Annotated in this window: 20 protein-coding genes, 3 tRNA genes and 1 pseudogene; 8 read left to right on the top strand and 16 right to left on the bottom strand. The window is 68.6% G+C overall.

Features of this window, described 5'->3' with window-relative positions:
* Nucleotides 1–46: 46 nt before the first annotated feature.
* Entirely contained in the window at nucleotides 47–1,249 is a 1,203-nt protein-coding gene (locus O3X23_RS18255; RefSeq protein ID WP_443047888.1) for an RNA polymerase sigma factor, read from the top strand.
* Between the two features lie 427 nt (nucleotides 1,250–1,676).
* On the opposite strand, the gene O3X23_RS18250 is transcribed toward O3X23_RS18255, so the two are convergent.
* The 14 genes and pseudogenes from O3X23_RS18250 to O3X23_RS18185 form a co-directional block, all read right to left on the bottom strand.
* On the bottom strand, nucleotides 1,677–2,195 hold the full coding sequence (locus O3X23_RS18250) for a hypothetical protein (protein ID WP_269272469.1): 519 nt from the start codon (nucleotides 2,193–2,195) through the stop codon (nucleotides 1,677–1,679).
* A 48-nt stretch (nucleotides 2,196–2,243) separates the two neighbouring features.
* Nucleotides 2,244–2,378: a hypothetical protein gene (locus O3X23_RS18245; RefSeq protein ID WP_269272468.1), complete on the bottom strand. Its 135-nt coding sequence runs from the start codon at nucleotides 2,376–2,378 to the stop codon at nucleotides 2,244–2,246.
* A 406-nt stretch (nucleotides 2,379–2,784) separates the two neighbouring features.
* The gene (locus O3X23_RS18240) at nucleotides 2,785–3,840 is read right to left on the bottom strand and encodes a sulfite oxidase (protein ID WP_138353247.1); all 1,056 of its coding nucleotides are present in this window, start codon (nucleotides 3,838–3,840) and stop codon (nucleotides 2,785–2,787) included.
* Nucleotides 3,841–3,896: 56 nt separating this feature from the next.
* Nucleotides 3,897–4,763 (bottom strand): enoyl-CoA hydratase/isomerase family protein, encoded by an 867-nt coding sequence (locus O3X23_RS18235; protein ID WP_269272467.1) that lies wholly within the window; start codon nucleotides 4,761–4,763, stop codon nucleotides 3,897–3,899.
* Nucleotides 4,764–4,793: 30 nt separating this feature from the next.
* Complete coding sequence (locus tag O3X23_RS18230; RefSeq protein WP_269272466.1) at nucleotides 4,794–6,143, bottom strand: Dyp-type peroxidase; 1,350 nt, start codon at nucleotides 6,141–6,143, stop codon at nucleotides 4,794–4,796.
* A complete protein-coding gene (locus O3X23_RS18225; protein ID WP_269272465.1) occupies nucleotides 6,140–7,294 on the bottom strand; it encodes a DUF4331 family protein in 1,155 nt (384 codons plus the stop codon). The genes O3X23_RS18230 and O3X23_RS18225 overlap by 4 nt, the downstream gene beginning before the upstream one ends.
* A gap of 80 nt (nucleotides 7,295–7,374) precedes the next feature.
* Entirely contained in the window at nucleotides 7,375–7,917 is a 543-nt protein-coding gene (locus tag O3X23_RS18220; RefSeq protein WP_269272464.1) for a hypothetical protein, read from the bottom strand.
* 208 nt (nucleotides 7,918–8,125) lie between these two features.
* Entirely contained in the window at nucleotides 8,126–9,370 is a 1,245-nt protein-coding gene (locus tag O3X23_RS18215; RefSeq protein WP_269272573.1) for a DUF2254 family protein, read from the bottom strand.
* 178 nt (nucleotides 9,371–9,548) lie between these two features.
* Nucleotides 9,549–10,223: a GAP family protein gene (locus tag O3X23_RS18210; protein ID WP_269272463.1), complete on the bottom strand. Its 675-nt coding sequence runs from the start codon at nucleotides 10,221–10,223 to the stop codon at nucleotides 9,549–9,551.
* 792 nt (nucleotides 10,224–11,015) lie between these two features.
* Nucleotides 11,016–11,327: pseudogene (locus tag O3X23_RS18205) on the bottom strand (glycoside hydrolase family 15 protein); the annotation flags it as partial.
* A gap of 280 nt (nucleotides 11,328–11,607) precedes the next feature.
* On the bottom strand, nucleotides 11,608–12,408 hold the full coding sequence (locus O3X23_RS18200) for a hypothetical protein (protein WP_269272462.1): 801 nt from the start codon (nucleotides 12,406–12,408) through the stop codon (nucleotides 11,608–11,610).
* Between the two features lie 367 nt (nucleotides 12,409–12,775).
* Nucleotides 12,776–12,849 (bottom strand) — tRNA-Ile (locus tag O3X23_RS18195).
* A gap of 153 nt (nucleotides 12,850–13,002) precedes the next feature.
* Nucleotides 13,003–13,078 (bottom strand) — tRNA-Asn (locus O3X23_RS18190).
* Between the two features lie 5 nt (nucleotides 13,079–13,083).
* Nucleotides 13,084–13,156, bottom strand: a tRNA-Asn gene (locus O3X23_RS18185).
* A 210-nt stretch (nucleotides 13,157–13,366) separates the two neighbouring features.
* Here O3X23_RS18185 and O3X23_RS18180 point away from each other — a divergent pair.
* From O3X23_RS18180 to O3X23_RS44210, 5 genes are all read left to right on the top strand, one after another.
* Nucleotides 13,367–13,663, top strand: coding sequence for a YtxH domain-containing protein (locus tag O3X23_RS18180; RefSeq protein ID WP_269272461.1), 297 nt, complete (start codon nucleotides 13,367–13,369; stop codon nucleotides 13,661–13,663).
* A gap of 27 nt (nucleotides 13,664–13,690) precedes the next feature.
* Nucleotides 13,691–15,148 (top strand): FGGY family carbohydrate kinase, encoded by a 1,458-nt coding sequence (locus tag O3X23_RS18175; RefSeq protein WP_269272460.1) that lies wholly within the window; start codon nucleotides 13,691–13,693, stop codon nucleotides 15,146–15,148.
* Nucleotides 15,149–15,217: 69 nt separating this feature from the next.
* The gene (locus tag O3X23_RS18170; protein WP_269272459.1) at nucleotides 15,218–16,951 is read left to right on the top strand and encodes an ABC transporter ATP-binding protein; all 1,734 of its coding nucleotides are present in this window, start codon (nucleotides 15,218–15,220) and stop codon (nucleotides 16,949–16,951) included.
* A gap of 41 nt (nucleotides 16,952–16,992) precedes the next feature.
* Nucleotides 16,993–18,912, top strand: coding sequence for an ABC transporter ATP-binding protein (locus tag O3X23_RS18165; RefSeq protein WP_269272572.1), 1,920 nt, complete (start codon nucleotides 16,993–16,995; stop codon nucleotides 18,910–18,912).
* Nucleotides 18,913–19,090: 178 nt separating this feature from the next.
* The gene (locus O3X23_RS44210; RefSeq protein WP_443047879.1) at nucleotides 19,091–19,693 is read left to right on the top strand and encodes an SCO2400 family protein; all 603 of its coding nucleotides are present in this window, start codon (nucleotides 19,091–19,093) and stop codon (nucleotides 19,691–19,693) included.
* Nucleotides 19,694–19,718: 25 nt separating this feature from the next.
* Here O3X23_RS44210 and O3X23_RS18155 read toward each other — a convergent pair whose 3' ends face one another.
* Nucleotides 19,719–20,159, bottom strand: coding sequence for a MarR family winged helix-turn-helix transcriptional regulator (locus O3X23_RS18155; protein WP_269272457.1), 441 nt, complete (start codon nucleotides 20,157–20,159; stop codon nucleotides 19,719–19,721).
* A 111-nt stretch (nucleotides 20,160–20,270) separates the two neighbouring features.
* On the opposite strand from O3X23_RS18155, the gene O3X23_RS18150 reads away from it, so the two are divergent.
* Both O3X23_RS18150 and O3X23_RS18145 read left to right on the top strand, forming a co-directional pair.
* Complete coding sequence (locus tag O3X23_RS18150; RefSeq protein ID WP_269272456.1) at nucleotides 20,271–21,278, top strand: NADP-dependent oxidoreductase; 1,008 nt, start codon at nucleotides 20,271–20,273, stop codon at nucleotides 21,276–21,278.
* A 78-nt stretch (nucleotides 21,279–21,356) separates the two neighbouring features.
* Nucleotides 21,357–21,785 (top strand): organic hydroperoxide resistance protein, encoded by a 429-nt coding sequence (locus O3X23_RS18145; protein WP_269272455.1) that lies wholly within the window; start codon nucleotides 21,357–21,359, stop codon nucleotides 21,783–21,785.
* 70 nt (nucleotides 21,786–21,855) lie between these two features.
* Here O3X23_RS18145 and O3X23_RS18140 read toward each other — a convergent pair whose 3' ends face one another.
* Nucleotides 21,856–22,434, bottom strand: coding sequence for a TetR/AcrR family transcriptional regulator (locus O3X23_RS18140; protein WP_269272454.1), 579 nt, complete (start codon nucleotides 22,432–22,434; stop codon nucleotides 21,856–21,858).
* Nucleotides 22,435–22,500 lie beyond the last annotated feature (66 nt).

Here is a 22,500-nt window from a genome sequence, read left to right as displayed (position 1 = left end):
GTCGTGCGACACACTGAGGGCGGTGCCTGAGTCCTCGGAGCGCGGAATACCGGATTCTGCAAACAGAGATCCGACCGGTGATCCGCATACGGCGAACTCCCGGGCGGACAGCGGCCAGGCCGCGACCGTCCCGATTCCGCGCGTCTCCGAGCCCGTGACTGTGCTCACCATGGAGGTCGCTCCCGTGCAGACCCACACCCTGACGACCGTGGCCGAGGTGGTCCGGTCGGTAGCCGAGGCCGAGCCGAGGGAACGGGTCCCGGAGCAGAACCGCGCCGCCCAGGACCCCGACGACGCAGCCGAGGACCGGGAACGCCGGTCGCGTGAGGACGCGGCGGGGCCGTCCGCGGATCTCTTCCGGCAGTACCTGCGCGAGATCGGCCGAATACCGCTGCTCACCGCCGTCGAGGAGGTCGAACTGGCCCGCCGCGTCGAGGCCGGCCTCTTCGCCGAGGAGAAGCTGAGCAATTTCCCCGACCTGGACTCGCAGCTCGCCGTCGACCTGGACCGGCTGGTGGTCAACGGCCGGATGGCCAAACGGCGGCTGATCGAGGCCAATCTGCGGCTCGTCGTCTCCGTCGCCAAGCGCTACGTCGGGCGCGGCCTGACCATGCTCGACCTCGTTCAGGAGGGGAACCTCGGTCTGATCCGCGCCGTCGAGAAGTTCGACTACGCCCGCGGCTACAAGTTCTCGACGTACGCGACCTGGTGGATCCGCCAGGCCATGAGCCGGGCCCTGGCCGACCAGGCCCGCACCATCCGCGTCCCCGTGCACGTCGTCGAGCTCATCAACCGCGTCGTCCGCGTCCAGCGCCGCCTGCTGCAGGAACACGGCTACGAGCCGAGCACGGAAGAGGTCGCCGCCCACCTCGAACTCACCGAGGAGCGCGTCACGGAAGTCCTGCGGCTGGCCCAGGAGCCGGTCTCCCTGCACGCCCCGGTCGGCGAGGAGGACGATGTCGCCCTCGGTGACCTCATCGAGGACGGCGACGCCACGTCCCCCGTCGAGTCCGCCGCCTTCCTGCTGCTGCGCGAACACCTCGAAGCGGTGCTCTCCACCCTCGGCGAACGCGAACGCAAGGTCGTCCAACTCCGCTACGGCCTCGCCGACGGCCGCCCCCGCACGTTGGAGGAGATCGGCCGCATCTTCGGCGTGACCCGCGAACGCATCCGCCAGATCGAGTCCAAGACCCTCAACAAGCTCCGCGACCACGCCTTCGCCGACCAGCTCCGCGGCTACCTGGACTGATCGCCCCGTCCCGCGGCCGCCACGGCCGACGAGGCCCTGACGCGACAGGCGTTGGCCCGAACGATTCTGCTCCAGCAGGCCAAGGTGGGGCGGGTGGGACTCGAACCCACGACCGACGGATTATGAGTCCTTTAGGGCACCGCGATCACCCGACGGCGGCGATGCGGCCTGACCCGTCAGGCCAGGCGGGCGGTGTCCGCCGCTGATCTGATCGGCCGGGACTCCACCGCACCGCGCCCCGGGTTGCCACCTACCGGCAGCAACGGCTCCAGTCTTGCCCACCGTGCATCCGTCAGCTCTCCACGTGGCACACCATGATCATCACCGATCAAGATCCACTTTCGCAACGGACCCTATAGCTCGCGGTAGCGGCTGGCCCACCGCTGGGCGGTCGGATGCCGGCCAGCGCCGAAGAGCTCGATCGAGGTCAGTGACCAAGAAGGGATTTCGCAGCGACGATGATCAAACCGAACACCAAGTTCACCGCGGCCTCCGTTGCCCCTCGGCGACGAGACCCACTGGCGTGCAGGGCGCCGAAATAGCTCCACGTCACCTGCTGCGCCACAGCGACGAGGAGTGCGGTCCACCCTGTGGCCGTCAGGCTCAGTCCAAGCACAGGGCTCAGAGCTACGACGGCGCTCGGCAGGACGGCTGCCTCCACCATGGACCACTCACTGCGTCCGATCCGCCAGGTCTCGGACCAGGTGATGCTCCGGCCGACCGTCCGCTCGCCGGTGAGGCGCGCGTAGACGTGGACGGCCCAGAACACCAGCCCGGTGACGAGCAGAAGCACAACAGTCTCGAGGCGGGGAAACTCGCCGACGCTACTTGCTGCGGCGATCACGGAGGCGGCCAGGAGCGATCCGTAGACGGCCCCGGCGTAATCCGTACGCAGGGCACGACGATCCGCATGCGATGCACGCTGCCATGGAAAGAGTCTGTGCATATCAGTTCACCTCGTGAGCCTGCCGCGCGCCGGGGGTGCCCAGTGCCGTCAACGTAATCCGCCGTTCTGCCCACCGCGCGGCGGGCCGGGCTCGCCGAGGGCTTCGATGCGGCACAGCGGGATGTGCTCGTCCTGTCCGTCGTGCTCGACCATCGCGCGGTGTGGCGCACGTAGGGTTCGCACGGCCGGGAGGCCAAGTCCCGCCGCCACCCGACCGTGCGCGCCCGCCCTGGACGCCAGGAGCGCCGCGAGGTCGAGTACCGCCGCCACGGCACGGTCTCCATGGTCGCGGCCATGGACGTGGCCACCGGACAGGGCTCACCCAGCGCATCGAGCGCAACAACTCGCCAGCGTTCACCGCGTTCCTCCGGCAACTGGACCAGTGCACCGACCCGGCCCTGCGGATCCACCGGGTCATGGAAAACGGCTCCTCCCACACCTCCAGCACCATCAACCTGCCCCCGACACCTTCGCCCAGGCCGCATGACTCCCGCACAACGTCGCTGCCCCGGCCGACCACCCGCAAAGGACCCGCGACGCGCTGCACCCGTCACACACCAACGATGAAACCGGGGTCACGGGGCGTGTCTCACACGACCTGGACGAACTGAACCTCGACGCCGTTGTTGCCGTAGCCCAGGCGGTTCCATGGCGGGACTTCGGGTTGGACGTTGCCGGCGGCGTCGGTCGCGCGGGCGCGCAGCGTGTGCCGCCCGACTGTGGTGGGGACCCAGTCGAAGTGCCAGTCCTGCCACTGGTAGGGGGAGTCTGCGGGTTCGACGTGGGCGGGATACCACTCTCCCTCGCCGGTCAGACTGACCTCGACGCGGGTGATCGGCCCAGTGCCGCTCCATGCCTTGCCTTTGACGCGGCACGGGCCAAGAGGGAGGTTCTGCCCTGGTTCCGGGTCGGTGATGCGGGCCCGTACGCGCATCAAGGTGACCGGTTCGTGCGGTTGGTCCGCCCACTCGTACATGTAGTGGCCGGTCTGGAACTCGCCTTCGTAAGGCCGGGTCACGACCTCGATCCGGTCGAGCCACTTCACCGACGCGACTCCGTACCAGTTGGGGACGATCAGCCGGAACGGTGCGCCGTGGTCGGCGTTGAGCGGTTCGTCGTTCATGTCGTAGGCGATGAGGATCTCGGCGTCCGGGTCCATGGTGTGCGCGAAGGGAAGCGACCGGGCGTACTTGAGGTCCTCGAACTGGTAGTACGGACCGTGGTCCGCGCCGTGGAAGATGACCTCGACCGCGTCGTCGGCCGGGCCTGCCTGGCGCAGTACCTCGTGGAGCAGGGTGCCGGTCCATCGGGCGGTCGACACCGCCCAGCCGCCCCAGGGCTCGCCCACCGGTAGCGGACTTTGCGCCAGGCGTCCGTTTCCGGCGCATTCCAGGGTGACGGTTCGTTGGATGCTGGGCATCGCGCGCAGGTCGTCGAGCGTGAGCTCGCTCGTGTGTCGGACCGCGCCATCGATCCTCAGCACGCCGTCGTGGGCGGGCAGTGCGAAGTTGCTGCGCACGTAGTGCTGGCCGACCGGGGTGATGTCCGAGGACAGCCCCTGCCGTGGGGCCTCGGCGTTGAACGGCTCGGGTTGGATCATGACGAGGTCCGAGCGTGCTTGTTCACGGCTTCGCGGTGCGGCCATGTTGGTCACTTCCTTCGGGGTACCTGTCGGAACACGCCCGCGCGAGGCAGGGCATGTCAGTAGTCCGGGTCCTGGAAATGGGGCTCACGGTCTTCGATGAACGCTGCGATCCCTTCGACGCGGTCGGGGTGGACCGCGGATCGCCAGTGCGCCTCCATCATGATCGAGATCGCCTGCTCGAGCGGTTCGCCGTCACTCATACGGACGGCCCGTTTGACCGCCTGCACCGCTGTGGGTGAGTTGTTGGCGATCCTCTCGGCGATCTTGAGGGCCGCCGCCATGAGATCGGCTTGCGGGTGTACCTCGTTGGCCATCCCCAGCCGGTAGGCCTCCTGCGCGGAGACCGATTCGCCCGTCATCAGCATTTGCAGGGCCTTGCCGCGGGGCAGGACGCGGGGCAGCAGCACCGGCGAGCCGCCGCCGGCGGACAATCCGATCATCGCTTCCGGCTGGCCGAACACGGCGTTGTCGGCGGCGATGATGAAGTCCGTGCTCTGCGCGAGTTCGGAACCGCCGCCGAAGGCCAGCCCGTTGACCGCGGCGAAGATCGGTTTGCGCAGTTGCCTCAGCGTGTAGAGGACCCGGTCGAAGTCCTGACGTTGGCGCAGCCAGTCCTCCTTGGTCATCTGCTTGCGCTGACTGAGGTCGCTGCCGATGGAGAACGCGCGGTCGCCGGCGCCGGTGACGACGGCGACGCGGACCTGAGCGCGGACGGCGACGGTCTCCAGGATCTCGGTCAGCCGGGTACCCATCGCGGTCGTGATCGCGTTGTCGGCCTCAGGCCGGTTCAGGGTGATCAGGGCGATCTTTCCGTCCGAGAGGTACTCGACCAGGACGGGCTGGTCCGGTTCGTCGACGTCTGCTGCCGCCGGGGTGAAACCCATGGCGGCCCACCGGTCGGAACGGTTCGGTTGCGTGGTCACTGTCGCTCCTTCGTGCGGTTCGACCGCAGGTCAACTGTCGAGTTCCGAGAGCCAGCGAAGGGCCCGCAGGCCGGGGACGAAGAAGTACTCTCCACCGCGCGTGACGACGAACGGCGGCAGGTTCCGCAGCCTCCTTCGCACCGGCCGCCGCGGGATGGTGAACACGCCCGGGGTGTCGGAGCGTCCGACCAGCGGATCCGCCTCCTGCGGCGCGCCGATGAAGATTCCGTCGTTCAGCCACTGCGTCTTCACGAACTCGAACTGCCTTTTGAGATGGGCGCCGACGCAGACGAAGACGATGCCCCGGTCGGCGCCGTCGTCCTCCCGCACTCCTTCCGGGAGCGAGGGTCCGTAGCTGGTGCTGCGACGGATCATGCGGTGCAGCCGGACGTTGACGCTGTTCTCATGGTCCAGCGCGCCCCTCGGGTTGGCGCGCCGCGCGTGGGCACCGGCCGGGCATTTGAAACCGTCCAGGTCGTCGTGGTAACTGAATCGGTTGTTGCGGTCCGGATCCGCGCCGAGCTCTGGATCGTCCTGGTCCGGGCTCAGGCTCAGCGGCGCGCCGCTGGGCCAGCGGCCGACCGTCTTCGCGGCGAGCAGGCGCTCTTCCGCACGGCTGGACGCCTGGTCGTGCAGGTACTGACGGTAGGCGGCGACCCGCGTGTGCAACTTCCGGAAGACCAGGTAGGTGCCGTTCCGGCCTAGGACGTCCGGGGAGGGCATCGGCGGCAGCGCACCCGTCTCGTCGGGATAGCCGAGGAGGAACTCGCCGGCCTTGATGGGTGCCTCGTGCGGGTTGGTGTTCTTCCCGGTCCCCTCCACGGCGGGCTGACCGATCCCGTCACGGAAACCGAACGAGGTCCGCCCCGTCTCCAGTTGGTAGCAGTCCTGCCGCCAGATCACCTCGATGCCCGGCAGCTGCCCGTAAGCCTGCTGCGCCCGTTCCATGACCTTGGTCAATCTCACACTGTCGGGCGACAGCGCGGCCAGCGCGATGTGCACGGCCGGGGTGCCGAGCGGCTGCTCCCAGTTGCCGGGATCGCTCTCACCGACGTCCCCCAACTCTGCTGCCCGCGCGGCCATACCCGCCCGGAACTCGGGCGCGAAGCTGTCGAGCGAGTCGGACGGGACACCCAGGGCGCGCAAGCCCTGGTAGGTGAAGGCGACCGTGATCCAGGCGTCGCGGGCGGGATCGGCGGTCGGATGGCCTGCTTCGATCGCGGGAAGCAGCCGCCGGACCAGTTCACGACCGGCTGCGGGGTCGTCGATGCGGATGAGCACGTAGCGGCCGACGTACGGGGACGGGCGCTCGTGCAGCGCCCCGCTCTGGATGTCGTCCCACTCCAGTGCGACGTACTCATCTGCTGAAGGCGTGCTCATTGGTCCTTCAGGGGTAGGTGGTGGTGGCCCGGCGGCTCGGGGGGTCGCGGGTTGGGAGCGGCGAGATAGGGGAACGTCGTCGTTGCCGGATGACTGGCCTGGTCGACGCCGTCCCGGATCCGTTCCCCCTTGCCGCCGTTCACCAGGAGCGTGAACAAGGTGTCCATCGCGTCATCGTTCAGCGCCCGCCCGCCACACGTCTGATGAATGCGCCCGGCCAGCACCGCGGACTCGATCTCCAGGAATGACCCCTGCTCCACGTAGGGCTGTCCGATGTCGACCACGAGGTAGTCGGCCAGGACGAACTCGGTCAGCGGATGCGCCCCGGTCTCGAGCGCGGCCCAGCTGACGTCGTCATCGAAGGTGTCCCAGTAGGCCAGGTTCGCGTCGAGACGGGCGCGATAGGCCTCCTCGTAGTTCTCCGACAGGTTGAAGGCGTCCTCCATGTTGTAGAGGTCGCGGATCTCCAGGCTGCGGTTGACCTGGTCGAACTGTGTCGGGGACAAAATCAGGTTCTTGACCTCCGGCCGACCGACCCGTTCCACCCGGATGCTGACCGGTCCGCGGGTCAGGGTCTCCGCGACCACGGCGAGCACCTCGACGCCGCCGAGCAGCAGGGCACAGTCGATCTCCAGGACCAGGCTGAGCACGTTCTTGCCGTCGAGGAAGATCGATCCCGGCTCGGTGAAAGCCAATTTCCCGGTGGCGAGCGTCTTCAGGGCCGCCGGTGCGTCAAGGAAGAAGGGATCCCATCGGGGCCCGGCGAAAACCCGCACGCCGTGGACGGCGACCGGGTGCTCCTCGTCCACGCGAAAGGGCACGACCTCCCCGTTCGGGGTGGTGCACGTGCCGTCCTGCCGGGCCGGCCCCTCGCCGTTCTGCTCGGCGACGGAGAAGACGCAGTCGAAAGTGAACTCCGCAACTCCGGCGGTCAGAGACACCGGCTGGGCGGGCCCGCCCAGATCGGCCGACCGCAGGCGGAACCGGTAGACCAATCCCTCGGAGAACCGGCCATCGGAGGGGGCGAATGGCAGGGTGTTCATCACCAGAACGAGGTGGCCGGCGCGCTCCGGACTGGGAAAGGCGTAGAAATCGGTGATGTCCGCGACGGGGTTCTCCAGTGCGCGCGGACCGGATACGTGATCCGACATCTAGACCTCCAGAGCATCCCAGCGCGTCCCGAAACGAACCGGTCGAATGGTTGACACATGCAGCCAGGGACAGGCGGGTGCTATTGGGAGGCCTCGCCGAGCAGTGGATTGAGCGCGGGGTCCTGCAGGGCTTGTTCCGCCGCGGGGTCGTCGAGCACCCGCTGGAACGCGGCGTCGACACGTCCAGCCCTTCGGATCTCCTTCACCGTCCCGCCGTAATTGCGTGCGTACGCGGTCGCCGTGACCTGGTGTCCTTCGATGAACTCTTTGAGTTCCGCGGCATCCGAGGCGCCCCTGTAGCCCTCCAGATGCTTGAAGATGCTGTCGAAGAGCGCCAGCGGTTTTGACGCGAAGTCGTCGATGTACGCATCCCAGGGACCGTCGAAACTCGTCGCGAACAGCAGACGCGTGTCGTCGTCGAAAATGACGAATCTGGCCTCGTGGATCGTCGCGATGGGCAGATTATGGTCACCAGGCCTATATCCGGGAGCTTCAGCAAGGCGCGTGAGTGCTTCCCGCAGCTCATCGAGATGCCCATCCCTGATCGCGAAGAACAGACTGAACTCACTCGTTGAACCCAGCATGATTCCCGGTCGCACTGATCCTGATGCAGGCGTGGCCATGAGGTCTCCTTACGAGGCACGAATCATTCCCACCAGTCCGCTGACCCAACATAACCTCCCACCGCGACACGCGCTCGATCAGTCGGCGCGCGAAGGCCCGGACGGCGTAACTCCGGAGGAATTCCGACGCCAAGGCGGCGGCGTGGGAGCCTGCAGCAAGCGATGCTCTCGGGTCGTTGACTCACTACGCCGCATGTATGAAGCGGCCTCAGCCTTCGGTGGCCTCGTCAGCCGCTTCCTGCCAGATGAGCGGGTAGCGGTCGGAGAGCTCCTTCTCGATCCAGGCGAGCCGAGAAGACAGGGGCGCCAGACGGTGCGGTGGTGCCGGGGCCGCCAACAGCGCCAGCAGCAACGCGCGGGCACGCAGCAGGACCATGGGTGACGTGGTTCCCGCGGCGAGCAGGTCGTCCAAGCCGACCCTGACGAAGTCCTTCCAAACCGGTAGTTTCAGAATCACGAGGACATTGTCGTCGCTGTCCGTGAACGCGCCCGGGGCGGTTCTGACGAGGCGGCCGAGCAGGCCTTCCATGGCGTCCAGTACCTGCACCGCGGTCGCGGAATCGTTGACAGCCGGCGAAAGTGCTCGCAGACCGATGTCGGACAGCAGACGGAATGCGAAGGTCGGGTCCTGGCGGAAGGTCCGCTCCCGCCCTGCGATGACCGCTTGCACCACCTCGCCGTCGACCAGGTCTCCCCCCCGGATTTCCGCCAGGGTGGTGCCGTGCTGAATGGTCGCGCCGACCGCCACCCGCATCACCACTACGGATCCGGCTCTGGACGCGGCCGTCATCAGGTTAAGGATGTCGAGTTGCTCCACGATGGTGGTGATGCCGGGCCATTTCACCGTGGAAAGCAATGGCGGCAAGCGCGGCTGATCGCTCTCGCCCTGGGAACGCCCGATGCCGCCATCGGGGTAGAAGGCGTCCACGATCTCGTGCGCACGCTGCGTCGTAATCGCCAGGACGTGGGCGAGCTGGATCGACTCGAAGGCGCGCACTTGAAGGTTCCGTACGAGGCCGAGGGCGACAAGGGTCAGCACCAGTGCCAGGACCGGAACCAGAACGGAGATGTCGGGCTTCGCGCCGATGGCCAGGGTCGCACTGGTGCTGTAGACGAGCAGTCCCATGACGAAGCCGAAGGTCCGCCACACCGTCGGATCGGTACGGAAGAGCGCCAGGCGCGGAGTGAAGCTCCCTGCGGCCCACTGCACCACCAAGAAGAGCAGCGAGAAGATCAGACTGGCCACGCCCACGACGGCAAGAGCCACGGTGACCAGGACCTCGACCGTGCGGGTGGCGTCGACCCGCAGTCCGCCGTCCACTCTCGGGACGAGCAGACCGAGGAGCAGCCCCGCGCCCGAGCAGATCAACTGGGTGAGCCCAGCGCGCAACCGGCGCCGAGGACGCACGACGCGCACGGCCATGTTGTGCTCTCCGACCGGCAGTTTTTCCATCGTGTTCACGACCCCCAGGTGAGGTACTGCCGCAGAATCCGTGCCAGGGTTCCTGCTGAGACGATCACGTCGGCCTCCGCGGCGTCGTGGGGCACCCCTCCAGCCACAGTCGTACAGCGCCCGGAGACAGGCAACTCGCCGACATCGAGATGCGGGCCTTCAGCGACGGCCGGCTGGGCTAGGTCAGCGCGCTGATGGCATCGCCGGCGAACTTGGTGCCCAATACGATGAGTAGCACCGCCGTGATCGCGGCGTTGTGGGCTGCCATCCATGTCTTCCAGGACTGCAAAATCGTGACCGCACGATCGCCACCGAGCAGGAAGACACCCAGCGGTACCAAGGCACACAGTGAGCCGATCAGCACGAACAGCCCGATGGCCACCGTTTTGCCGCCACTTGTGGCCGAGCTCGACGCGATCGACAACGCGCCGCCGACCGCCAGGATCAGGTTCTTCGGACTCACCCCGACCAGCGCGGCAGCCAGCAGAGCAGACTTGGCCGGCGAGAAGGCTTCGATGGACTCCATCCATCTGGGCAACTGTGCCTTCTGGCCATCCTGCGGCCGGCCGCGCCACTGCATCCCCGCGAGCAGGAGCAATAGGATTCCCAGCGCCAGCTTGACCCACGAGGTCCACCTCGCCGGGTCGTTGCTGACGCGTGCGTCGGCCCCACTCCCGGCCAGCACCACGATGACGCTGACCACAGCCAGGGTGACCATCCACGCCGCGGCGAACGCAGTCCCGTTGAGGCGCCCACGCGGTGTGGCCAACATCAGCACAATGGCGATCAGCGGAATCGGACTGACGGCAATACCGACCGCGGGGACCAGCATCTGCCCAATGGCGTCACCCACGGCGGCCTCTTTTCCTCGGTGATGAGAACTTGCGCATGGAACGACACAATGCGCCAGCTGACTATTAGCTGAAGCTTAATACGGTTGCGACGGGCTGCGTCGGGGGCGCGGACCAGATCGTCCAGCGCGGGGTTGTACACCTCCCAGACACCGTGGAAGTCGCTGCGCCTGCCGGTCTTCTTCACCGGACACGGACCGGGGATTCGGGAGCGGCGGATCATGTCAAATGGCCGTACTCCACCTGCCACGTGGATCTCCTGCCACGGCCGGCCGGGGCACGATCAGCGACCACGAGGCGACGTGAAGCACCTCGGATAGTTTCCTCGCCGTCGTCGTCCATGACGGCACAAGCCCGTCCCGTCGGGCGACCGGGCTCTGTGTCCCGCCAGGTGTTTCGAAATGGCCGACACTCGAATCTCCCAGGCAATCGCAACGGTTCCGATAACGGTCACGCCGATCGCCGGGCGCGGAGCGGTCCCCTACCACGACTTGGAAGCCTTCGCGTCCCACCGGTCGTGGCGATGCCCTCCTTCAAGGCCGTGTGCTCACCGCTCTCCGCCTTGGCCGGGTGCGCGCTGACGGAGGGATTGAAGTGGACGGCTCCACGCAGTCCGTTGCGGAAGCGCAGGAACATCCATGCAGGACAGCGCGGCCGTTTCTCACGGCACTCCAAACCCCGCTCCGGAACCGGACGCCTGTCCTCGTATATGAGCTCCCACAGGTTCGAGATCTTGAGCGAGACTGAAATTTTCGGAAGCCATGCTCTGATTGCCGAAACTCTGGCCGATGCTGTCAGCCCGCCCGTCCCGCGGCCCGGTCGAGCTCCTCGCCGAGCGTCATGGCGGCGTCGATGAGCGCCAGGTGGGTGAATGCCTGGGGGAAACTGCCGAGCTACTCGCCAGACGGTCCGATCTCCTCGGCGAACAGACCGACATGGTTGGCGTAGGCGAGCATATTGTCGAACGCGTACCGAGCTTGGTGGATGCGGCCGGCCTTGGCGAGGGCCTGGACATAGAGGAAGGTATACAGGTTGGAGGTTCCCTCGGAGCCCCTCAGCCCGTCGGGGGAGACTGCCGGGTCGTAGCGGTAGACGACTGGCCCACTACCTCGTCCGCAACACCGGGCCCGTCATCGTCACCACCAGCGCCCTGACGCACAACGGCGACATCTATCAGACGTCCTACGCCATATCCGACGGCCTGTTGCGTCCGGTCCAGACCCAGGCGCCGGCTGCGGACGACTCCGGACGCACGGTGACCGAGACGTTCTACGACACCCGCGGCCTGGCCTGGCGCTCCTCCGGTACCTACTTCGCCACCGGGAGTCCCCAACCGGCCCTGGTCACCGGACAGGAACTGAAATACCCGTCCTCCGCCGACACCGTCTACGACGGTGCAGGACGCACCACAGCGGTGATCGCGCGCCGATTCGGCGTCGAAACCAGGGACTGGCCAACACCTATGCCTGGTCGGCCGAGTACTACCCCACCGGTCAGCTCAAGACGACCTCCCAGCCGGCTCTGGGCGGACGGCCCGAGGAAGACGTCCTCACCGCCTACAGCTACCACGCGAGCCTGCCCGTCACCCTGCGCGCGGGAGACGGCGACGACTCCCTGGTCTCCAACACCGTCTACGCCGCCTACGGCCGCCCCTCCCTCAAGGACTTCGGCGGCTTCGGCAAGAAGATCCACACCACGAGCACCTACGACGACCACACCGGCGCCCTGGCCGACCAGACCACCGACCGGGACCTGGCCCCAGCACGCATCGACGTCACCCACTACACCTACGACCCCGCCGGTAACACCAGAACCCGCAAAACCGGCACCAGTGCCCAGCAAGACCTGACCTGGGACGCCGAGGACCACCTCGCGAAAGTCACCCAGGGCACCAGCAGCACCAGCTACACCTACTACCCCGATGGCCAACGACTGCTCCGCAAGGACTCCACCGGAACCACCCTGTACCTGCCCGGTGGCAACGAACTCCTCCTCAAGCCCAACGGCACCAAGGTCGGCACCCGCTACTACGACTTCGCCGGCCAAACCGTCGCCATGCGCACCGGCGGGAAGATCACCTTCCTGCTCACCGACCACAACGGCACCGCCACCACCCAGATCGACGCCGCAACCCAGGCCGTCACCCACCGCAAGAGCACCCTCTTGGGGCCGTTTCATCTCTTCCATCGACCGAAGACTACGAAGGAGGCCCAAGGGGCACGGCATCGTTCTGGGGCGTCAACAGTGCGCCGCCGAGCGGAAGCAGTCCGAAATCGAGGAGCGGCAAGAGGTCCGGCGGCCGATGTCCTCGAACCGCACTTCCTGATACCCGCGTCCTGCCAGCGTCCCGAATCTACGGTTCCGGGCGTCTGTTGGCCGCTCGCGGCGACTCACCTCGACAGTGGTTCGCGGTATCTGGGCAGGTCAGGCGAGTGTCAGGCGCTTGGCCCGCTCTGCAGTCGAACTCCCGAACAGCGGATTCGGTCCGTTGAACCGGAGTTGACGCTCCAACACCTCGGAAGGAACGTTTCCGCAGGTCAGGGCATGTCTGTTGTGGGGCGGGTGGGACTCGAACCCACGACCGACGGATTATGAGTCCGCTGCTCTAACCGGCTGAGCTACCGCCCCGTACGACAGTCTTACGCGCCGTCTGCCGCAGCATAGCCGCTCATACGATCTGTCGCCCTCGCGGGTCACAGACGCATCACTGAGTGGACTTCGATCAGGGGCCGGGTGGTTCCCGGAATGCGAAAGAGGACCCCAACGGGGTCCTCTTGTCGTTGGCTCCCCCGACTGGACTCGAACCAGTAACCCTCCGGTTAACAGCCGAATGCTCTGCCAATTGAGCTACAGGGGACCGCGCTCCCCCGACTGGACTCGAACCAGTAACCTGCCGGTTAACAGCCGGCTGCTCTGCCAATTGAGCTACAGGGGATTGCGCTGTGTGCATCGAGGAACGCCCACGTCCGGACCAACCGGACGGCGCGCGCTCGCTGCGAGACATACATTAGCGCAAGTGGGGGGGTGCTCCGCCAACCCCTATCGCCGGGGTTGTCGTCCGGCTACAGCGGGTAGGCGCGAAGCACAGTCCACAGGACGGCCCGCCGGGCCGGACTCGCTACGAGTACGAGGAAGGGTGGAGCCCATGCGCTACCGGCTGTCGTTCATCACCGGAGCCGTCGTCGGGTACGTGCTGGGAGCGCGGGCCGGGCGGGAGCGGTACGAGCAGCTGCGCAAGAGCGCCCAGCGGATCGCGCAGAACCCGGCGGTGCGCAACGCCGCCGAGAGCGCCGCCCAGACCGGCCGCGGGGTCGCGGTGAAGGCCGCCGACGCCGTCGGGTCCAAGGTCGGCGACAAGATGCCCGAGTCCGTGACCGCGCGGGTCAAGGCGCTGCGCGAGCGGGGTCACTCCGAGGACGACTGGGGTACCTCGAACACCTGACGGTGCCGTGCGGCATCATCTCCCCCTATGGGGAAAGTCGCGGGCATCGACAGCTCGACCGCAGGGACCACCGTCGTCGTGTGCGACACGGACACCGGTGAGGTGCTCCGGCAGGGGTACGCGCCCCATCCCGTCGAGGGCGAGGCCGCGACGTCGGGGAAACCGACCGAGAGCGACCCGCAGTCCTGGCTGCTGTCGCTCGGTGAGGCGGCCAAGGACGGCCTGCTCGAGGGTGTCCAGGCGATCGGTATATCCGGGCAGCAGCAGGGCCTGCTGGCGCTCGACGCCGGTGGGGTGCTGGTCCGCCCGGCGCTCCTGCGAGGTGACAAGCGGGCCCAGCCGCAGGCCGCGGATCTGACGGCGGAGCTCGGCGGGCCGGCGAAGTGGGCGCAAGCCGTCCAGTCGGTGCCGCAGGCCTCGTACCCGGTGGCGAAACTGCGCTGGCTGGCGCAGCACGAACCGGCGACGGCGCAGCGCACCGCCGAGGTGCTGCTGCCGCACGACTGGCTGGTCTGGCAGCTGCTGGGCCGGCCGCAGCGGCGCACGACCGACCGCGGTGACGTGTCCGGCACGGGGTACTGGTCGGCCGCGGCAGGGGAGTACCGGCACGATCTGGTGGAGCTGGCGCTCGGCCACCGGGTGGCACTGCCGCACGTACTGGGTCCGGCGGAGCCGGCCGGCCAGACCCCCGAGGGGCTGCTGATCTCGGCCGGGACCGGCGACACGATGGCGGCCGCGCTCGGCCTGGGCGTCGGCCCTGGTGACGCGGTGGTCTCGCTGGGCGCCGCCAGCACCGTCTTCGCGGTGCACGGCGAACCGCTGACGGACCTCTCCGGGACCATCACCTCCTTCGCGGACGCCACCGGGCGTCATCTTCCGCTGCTCAGGACCCGCAACGCGGTGCGCGTGCTGCGCGCGACCGCCGAGCTGCTCGGCACGGACCTCGCGGGCCTGTCGGACCTGGCCCTGAGCTCCACCCCGGGCGCGTACGGCCTGGTGCTGCTGCCGTACCTGGAGGGCGAGAGCACTCCGAACCTGCCGCACTCCGCCGGCACCCTGACCGGGCTGCGGCGCGAGAGCATGAAGCCGGAGCACCTGGCGCGGGCCGCGTTCGAGGGCATGCTGTGCGGGCTCGCGGACGCGCTGGACGTGCTGCGCGGGCGCGGGGTCGCGGTGCGGCGGGTCTTCCTGCTGGGAGCCGCCGCCGAGCTGCCCGCCGTGCGGGTGATCGCACCGGCGCTCTTCGAGGCGCAGGTGGTCGTGCCGGAGCCGGGGGACTACGCCGCGGTGGGCGCGGCCCGGCAGGCCGCGTGGTCGCTGGGCGTGGTGCTCGGCTCCGAGACGGCGCAGGCGCCGCCGGCCTGGCGCGGTGGCGCGCACCAGGTGCTGGAACCGGGCGACGACCAGCCCGTGGGGCAGGCGATACGCCAGCAGTACACAACTGTTCGGGAGCAGACCCACCCCGGGGCCTTTGCCGAGGTTTAAACGAATGCGGACGTCGGATGTCGGAAGATAGGATCGCTCGCCGATCAAGCCGACTCTGAGAGATTCCGTGTGCTGATCCGAATCCTGCGCAGTCATCTGCGCCCGTACCAGCGGCCCATCACCCTGCTCGTGCTGCTCCAGCTCGTGCAGACCATCGCCACGCTCTACCTCCCCACCCTCAACGCCGACATCATTGACAACGGTGTCGTCAAGGGCGATACCGGATACATCCTGCGGCTCGGCGGCATCATGATCGCGGTGACCGTGCTCCAGGTGGTGTGCGCGGTCGGCGCCGTGTTCTACGGCGCCAGGACGGCCATGGCCGTCGGGCGGGACCTCCGGGCGTCCATCTTCGACCGGGTGCAGAGCTTCTCCGCACGCGAGGTCGGGCACTTCGGCGCCCCCTCGCTGATCACCCGCACCACCAATGACGTCCAGCAGGTCCAGATGCTGGTGCTGATGACGTTCACCCTGATGGTGTCGGCGCCGATCATGTGCGTCGGCGGGATCATCATGGCGCTCGGCCAGGACGTGCCGCTGTCCTCACTGCTGCTGGCCGTGGTGCCGGTGCTCGGCGTCCTCATCGGGCTGATCGTCCGCCGGATGCGGCCGCTGTTCCGCACCATGCAGGTCCGCGTCGACACGGTGAACCGCGTACTGCGCGAGCAGATCACCGGCATCCGGGTGATCCGGGCGTTCGTGAAGGACGACTACGAGAAGCGGCGCTTCGCCGCCGCGAACGACGAGCTGACGGATGTGTCGCTGCAGACCGGACGGCTGATGGCACTGATGTTCCCCGTCGTCATGACGGTGGTGAACGTCTCCAGCGTCGCGGTGATGTGGTTCGGCGCACACCGGATCGCGAGCGGCAGCATGCAGATCGGCGCCCTGACCGCGTTCCTCAGCTATCTGATGCAGATCCTGATGTCCGTCATGATGGCCACCTTCATGTTCATGATGGTGCCGCGCGCCGAGGTCTGCGCCGAGCGCATCGAGGAGGTGCTCGCGACCGACTCCAGCGTCGTTCCGCCGCTCACCCCCGTGACGAAGCTGCTCCGGCACGGCCATCTGGAGCTGCGCGGCGCCGACTTCAGCTACCCGGGCGCCGAGGCGGCGGTGCTGCGCGGTGTCGACCTGGTCGCCAGGCCCGGGGAGACGACCGCGGTGATCGGGTCGACCGGCAGCGGCAAGAGCACCCTGCTGGGGCTCGTCCCACGGCTCTACGACGCGACCGGCGGCGAGGTGCTCGTCGACGGTGCTTCCGTCCGGGACCTGGCCCCGGCCCTGCTCGCCGAGACCGTCGGTCTCGTGCCGCAGCGGCCGTACCTGTTCTCCGGGACCGTCGCGAGCAACCTGCGCTACGGCAAGCCCGACGCGACCGACGAGGAGCTGTGGCACGCGCTGGAGGTCGCGCAGGCCCGCGACTTCGTGGAGAACCTGGACGGCGGCCTGGACGCCCCGATCGCGCAGGGCGGCACCAACGTCTCCGGCGGGCAGCGCCAACGGCTCGCCATCGCGCGGGTGCTGGTGCGCCGGCCCGAGATCTACCTCTTCGACGACTCCTTCTCCGCGCTCGACTACGCGACGGACGCGGCGCTGCGCGCGGCGCTCGGCCGGGAGACCGCCGAGGCCACCGTCGTGATCGTCGCGCAGCGGGTGAGCACCATCCGGGACGCCGACCGCATCATCGTCCTCGACGAGGGCCAGGTGGTGGGCACCGGAACGCACAGCGAACTCATGGCCGAGAACCCGACCTACCGGGAGATCGTGCTCTCCCAGCTCACCGAGCAGGAGGCAGCATGACCACCCCGGCGAAATCCGCGCCCCGCCGCGGTCCCGCCCCGATGGCCGGGCCCGCGCGCTTCATGGGCGGCGGGCCGGTCGAACGGTCGATGGACTTCAAGGGCTCGTTCCGGCGGCTGATCCGCCTGATGCGCCCGGACCGGCTCTTCCTCTCCCTGGTGCTGCTGCTGGGCACCGCGAGCGTGACGCTCTCCGTGCTGGGCCCCAAGATCCTGGGCCACGCCACCGACCTGATCTTCGCCGGGGTGATCGGCGAGCGGTACGAGGCCGGCACCACCAAGGCGCAGGCGATCGAGAACCTGCGGCAGCACGGCCAGGGCCAGGTCGCCGACCTGCTGTCGGCGGTGGACTTCACCCCGGGCCAGGGCATCGACTTCGGGGCGGTGGGCAGCGTGCTGCTGACCGTCCTGGGCATCTACGTGGCCGCGGGGCTCTTCAGCCTCGTGCAGATGCGCACCGCCACCGGCATCATCCAGCGCACCGTCTACCGGCTGCGCGAGGACATCGAGGCGAAGCTGTCGCGGCTGCCGCTGTCGTACTTCGACCAGCAGCCGCGCGGTGAGGTGCTCAGCCGGGCCACCAACGACATCGACAACATAGCTCAGACGCTGCAGCAGACCATGGGCCAGATCGTGAACTCGCTGCTCACCATCGTCGGTGTGCTGGTGATGATGTTCTGGATCTCGCCGCTGCTGGCGCTGGTCGCGCTGGTGACGGTGCCGGTCTCGGTGGTCGTGGCGACCGCGGTCGGCAAGCGCGCGCAGCCGCAGTTCGTCCAGCAGTGGAAGACCACCGGCAAACTCAACGCGCACATCGAGGAGATGTACACCGGCCACTCGCTGGTGAAGGTGTTCGGACGGCAGGACGAGTCGGCCGAGGCGTTCCGGGAGCAGAACGAGGCGCTCTACCGGACCGGTTTCAAGGCGCAGTTCATCAGCGGGATCATCCAGCCCGCGATGATGTTCATCGGGAACATCAACTACGTGCTGGTGGCGGTCGTCGGAGGGTTGCGGGTCGCGAGCGGGGCGCTGTCCATCGGCGACGTCCAGGCGTTCATCCAGTACTCCCGGCAGTTCAGCCAGCCGCTCACGCAGGTGGCGAGCATGTCCAACCTGGTGCAGTCCGGGGTCGCTTCGGCCGAGCGGGTCTTCGAACTGCTGGACGCGCCCGAGCAGGGCCCGGACCCGGTCGACGCCGTCCGGCCGGAGGAGCAGCTCGGCCGGGTCGCGCTGGAGAAGGTCGCCTTCCGGTACGAGCCGGACAAGCCGCTGATCGAGGACCTGTCGCTGTGCGTGGAGCCCGGCCACACCGTCGCGATCGTCGGTCCGACCGGCGCCGGCAAGACCACGCTGGTCAACCTGTTGATGCGGTTCTACGAGGTGACCTCCGGCCGGATCACCGTGGACGGGGTCGACATCGCCGCGATGTCCCGCGAGGACCTGCGCTCCGGCATCGGCATGGTGCTGCAGGACACCTGGCTCTTCGGCGGCACCATCGCGGAGAACATCGCCTACGGCTCCGAGGGCCGTACCCAGGAGCAGATCGAGGAGGCGGCGCGCGCCGCGCACGCCGACCGGTTCATCCGCACCCTCCCGGACGGCTACGACACGGTGATCGACGACGAGGGCTCGGGGGTCAGCGCGGGGGAGAAGCAGCTCATCACCATCGCGCGCGCGTTCCTGTCCGACCCGGTGATCCTCGTCCTGGACGAGGCGACCAGTTCGGTCGACACCCGTACCGAGGTGCTGATCCAGCGCGCCATGGCGACCTTGGCGCACGGCAGGACCAGCTTCGTCATCGCCCACCGGCTGTCCACGATCCGCGACGCGGACGTGATCCTGGTGATGGAGTCCGGCTCGATCGTGGAGCAGGGCACGCACAGTGAACTGCTGGCCGCCGAGGGCGCTTATGCGCGGTTGTACGCGGCGCAGTTCGCCCAGGCGGTGGCGGAGGTCGACTGACCCGGCACACCTCCGCAGGAGGGTCCGGTGTCCCGCCCGCGGCTGCCCGGTACCGGCCGGGCGGCCGCGAAGGGGACCGGATTGTCCGGCAACGCCCCTGCGGGGCCGCGATCTTCCCAGAAGTTTCACATGATCGCATTCACCCGTGACCTGTGGGCCGCATAACGTCCCAACCACAATGGACTACTGCTACTCATGCCGTCGGCACCTCAACGGCGCCCTGTCGTGTCCCGGGTGCGGCACCCCCGTGGACCAGCTCGCCGCCCCCGTGGAACCCGCGCCGGTGACGGGCGCACCGACCGCCCCGCCGGAGCCGGACGCCACGGGAGGCCGGGCAGCCCGCCGCCGGCCACCGCGCCGGGCGCGGCGGCGCGGCGGCAAGCGACTGGTGACGGGAGTCGGCGTCGGCATCGTCCTGATCGCCTGCACGGCCGCGGCCCTGGCGTCGGGGACCTTCGCGAGCGGTCCCGGGGCGGACACCGGACCGACGCGGGCGCCCGCCGCCGATTCCGCGCCGCAGGTCGCCGAGGCCAGCCCGACCCCGCGGCGCACCACCACCCGGCCCGCGCACTCGTCGCCGTCCACCACCGTGAGCACGTCCGGCACCCCCTCGGGTTCGCCGTCGGCGACCCCGTCGGGCTCCAGGACGCCGACGCGGTCGGCCTCGCCGACCACCCGGTCCCCGACGGCGCCGACGACCTCGAAACCACCCACGCCGACGAGGACGCCGAAGCCGTCGCACAGCCCGACCTGCAAGCCCGTCCTGTGGTGGTGCGAGTAACGCGCTTCGTGTGCGGGGCCGCCCGTCAGGTGAGCATGCGCTGGAGCAGATCGCGCAGCGAGGTGCGCTCCGCCTCGGACAGGCCGGCGAGCGGCGCGCGGGCGAAGTGGAGCGCACCACGCAGCCGGGCCGCCGTCTCGCGTCCCTCGTCGGTGGCCGCGGCCAGCTTGATGCGGCGGTCGGCCGGGTCGGTCCGGCGTTCCGCGAGTCCGCGGGCCTCCAGCCGGTCGACGATCCCGGTGACGTTGGAGGGCTCACACTTCAACTGCTGGGCGATGTGCCGCATGGGCAGCGGCTCACGGGACAGGAGCGCCAGAACGCGGGCCTGCGCGCCGGTGAGCTGGTGGCTGGCGGCGGCCTCCTCGTACTCCTCGTGATAGCGCGCCACCACGGTGGCTATGAGGTCGACCACCTCGAGGGTCAGGGGGTCGGTACGGTGCGGCGCGGATGGCGGCGTGGGGGACATGGAGACCAGCGTACCCCCGGTTACTTGACAACCTCAAACATCAAGGTCCATCGTTATTTGAGGAAATCAATCTTTGCCATAGTGAAGCTATGGCGGACGGAGGCATCCCTCATGCCGAAGAGCCGTGAATGGCACCTGGTGGCCCGCCCCCACGGGTGGCCGACCAACGACGACGTCGCCCTGCGCGAGGTCGGGACGGCGGAGCCGGGCCCCGGCCAGATCGTCGTCCGCAACCTGCACCTGTCGGTGGACCCGTACATGCGCGGCCGGATGAACGACGTGAAGTCGTACTCGCCGCCGTACGCCCTGAACGAGCCGATGGGCGGCGGCGCGGTCGGCCGCGTCACCGCTTCCAACGCCGACGGCTTCGCGGTCGGCGACCACGTGCTGCACTGGCTCGGCTGGCGCGAGTACGCGGTGCTGGACGCCAAGCACGCCGTCAAGGTCGACCCGGACGCGGCGCCGCTCAGCGCCTACCTGGGCGCGCTCGGCATGCCGGGCCTGACCGCCTACGCGGGCCTGCTGGAGGTCGCCTCGTTCACCGAGGGCGACGCGGTCTTCGTCTCGGGCGCGGCCGGCGCGGTCGGCAGCCAGGTGGGCCAGATCGCGAAGCTCAAGGGCGCCTCCCGGGTGATCGGCAGCGCCGGCTCGGACGAGAAGGTCAAGCTCCTCGTCGAGGAGTACGGCTTCGACGCCGCCTTCAACTACAAGAACGGCCCGGTGGCCGAGCAGCTGAAGAAGGCCGCCCCCGACGGCATCGACGTCTACTTCGACAACGTCGGCGGCGAGCACCTGGAAGCCGCGATCAGCTCCTTGAACCTGCGCGGGCGCGCGGTGCTGTGCGGCGCCATCGCCCAGTACAACGACACCGAGGCCTCGGGCGGCCCGCGCAACCTGGCGCAGATCATCGGCAAGCGGCTGCGGCTGCAGGGCATGCTCGTGGGCGACCACGCCGCGCTGCAGGGGCAGTTCGTGCAGGAGGTCGGCGGCTGGATCCGGGACGGCAAGCTGCACTACCGGGAGACGGTCGTCGAGGGCATCGAGAAGAACTTCGAGGCGTTCCTCGGCGTGCTGCGCGGCGACAACACCGGAAAGATGATCGTCACCCTCCCGGAGTAAGCTTCAACAAATTGTTGCGATCGTGGGCGCGAGTCGCGGCGATGCACGCCAGTGCACCTACCAGGAGGGGTTCTTTTCATGACCATCCAGTCCGTAGAGGTCCTGTACACCGCCGTCGCCACCGCCGAGAACGGCCGTGACGGCCGGGTCGCCACCGACGACGGCAAGCTCGACGTCGTCGTCAACCCGCCGAAGGAGCTGGGCGGCAACGGTGCGGGCACCAACCCGGAGCAGCTCTTCGCCGCCGGCTACAGCGCCTGCTTCCAGGGCGCCCTCGGTGTGGTGGCCCGCCAGGAGAAGGCGGACATCTCCGGCTCGCGGGTGACCGCCAAGGTCGGCCTCGGCAAGACCCCGGCCGGCGGCTTCGGCCTCAAGGTCGAGCTCGCGGTCTCGATACCGAACGTGGACGCGGCCACCGCGCAGTCGCTCGTGGAGAAGGCGCACCAGGTGTGCCCGTACTCCAACGCGACGCGCGGCAACATCGACGTGGCGCTGACGGTCGTCTGACCGCATCCTGATCGCCGTCTGACCGCCGTTCGTGAGGGCCGCACCCCTGGGGGGTGCGGCCCTCACGCGTTCAGCCGCTCTCCGGCGCCGTGCCGCCCACCAGGGCGACGAAGTCGCGGAACGCCGCCGCCATGTCCACCGCCTGCGGATCCAGCAGCCACTGCACCTGCAGCCCGTCCATGACGGCGACGAGCAGCGGGGCCGCCCGCTCCGGGGTGAGCCCGCCCGGCAGCCGGTCGCCGAACTCCGCGCGCAGCATGTCGACCGCGCCCGCGCGCACCCACCGGTAGCGCTCCTCGAAGTACGCGCGGGCCGGATGGCCCTCGGTGACGCTGTCGCCCGCGAGGACCGTGAAGGTCTGCACGATGCCGGGCCGGGTCGCGTTGTACTCCACCAGGGAGGTCAGCATCTCCAGCGGCCAGGCCGTCCCGTGCAGCGCCGTGGAGCCCACGTCCCACTGGTCGCGCGCCGCCAGCACCGCGACCAGCAGCGCCTCCTTCGTCGGGAAGTAGTGCAGCAGCCCCTGCTGGGTCAGCCCCACCCGCTCGGCCACCGAGCCGAGGGATGCCCCGCGGTAGCCGCGTTCGGCGATCACTTCCACCGCGGCCTGGATGATCTCCGCCCGCCGGTCCCCGGTCGTTCTGGACACCGTGCCCCCTTCGTTCGGCCGTGAGCCTAATCGAACCGGCCATCGGAAGATTTAGATAACGTATAC

The organism is Streptomyces sp. H39-S7 (genome assembly GCF_027158205.1).
Lineage (GTDB): Bacteria > Actinomycetota > Actinomycetes > Streptomycetales > Streptomycetaceae > Actinacidiphila.
The sequence above is the reverse complement of the archived record's forward strand: the minus strand, read 5'-3'. Positions and strand labels throughout refer to the sequence as shown.

Bases quoted from the DNA above. Each gene is read 5' to 3' on its own strand.
- O3X23_RS18240 (WP_138353247.1), bottom strand. From the start codon at position 3,840: ATGGCCGCACCGCGAAGCCGTGAACAAGCACGCTCGGACCTCGTCATG.
- O3X23_RS18225 (WP_269272465.1), bottom strand. From the start codon at position 7,294: ATGTCGGATCACGTATCCGGTCCGCGCGCACTGGAGAACCCCGTCGCG.
- O3X23_RS18155 (WP_269272457.1), bottom strand. From the start codon at position 20,159: ATGTCCCCCACGCCGCCATCCGCGCCGCACCGTACCGACCCCCTGACC.
- O3X23_RS18175 (WP_269272460.1), top strand. From the start codon at position 13,691: ATGGGGAAAGTCGCGGGCATCGACAGCTCGACCGCAGGGACCACCGTC.
- O3X23_RS18165 (WP_269272572.1), top strand. From the start codon at position 16,993: ATGGCCGGGCCCGCGCGCTTCATGGGCGGCGGGCCGGTCGAACGGTCG.
- O3X23_RS18250 (WP_269272469.1), bottom strand. From the start codon at position 2,195: ATGCACAGACTCTTTCCATGGCAGCGTGCATCGCATGCGGATCGTCGT.
- O3X23_RS44210 (WP_443047879.1), top strand. From the start codon at position 19,091: ATGGACTACTGCTACTCATGCCGTCGGCACCTCAACGGCGCCCTGTCG.
- O3X23_RS18230 (WP_269272466.1), bottom strand. From the start codon at position 6,143: ATGAGCACGCCTTCAGCAGATGAGTACGTCGCACTGGAGTGGGACGAC.
- O3X23_RS18145 (WP_269272455.1), top strand. From the start codon at position 21,357: ATGACCATCCAGTCCGTAGAGGTCCTGTACACCGCCGTCGCCACCGCC.
- O3X23_RS18150 (WP_269272456.1), top strand. From the start codon at position 20,271: ATGCCGAAGAGCCGTGAATGGCACCTGGTGGCCCGCCCCCACGGGTGG.
- O3X23_RS18220 (WP_269272464.1), bottom strand. From the start codon at position 7,917: ATGGCCACGCCTGCATCAGGATCAGTGCGACCGGGAATCATGCTGGGT.
- O3X23_RS18200 (WP_269272462.1), bottom strand. From the start codon at position 12,408: ATGGAAGAGATGAAACGGCCCCAAGAGGGTGCTCTTGCGGTGGGTGAC.
- O3X23_RS18180 (WP_269272461.1), top strand. From the start codon at position 13,367: ATGCGCTACCGGCTGTCGTTCATCACCGGAGCCGTCGTCGGGTACGTG.
- O3X23_RS18215 (WP_269272573.1), bottom strand. From the start codon at position 9,370: ATGGAAAAACTGCCGGTCGGAGAGCACAACATGGCCGTGCGCGTCGTG.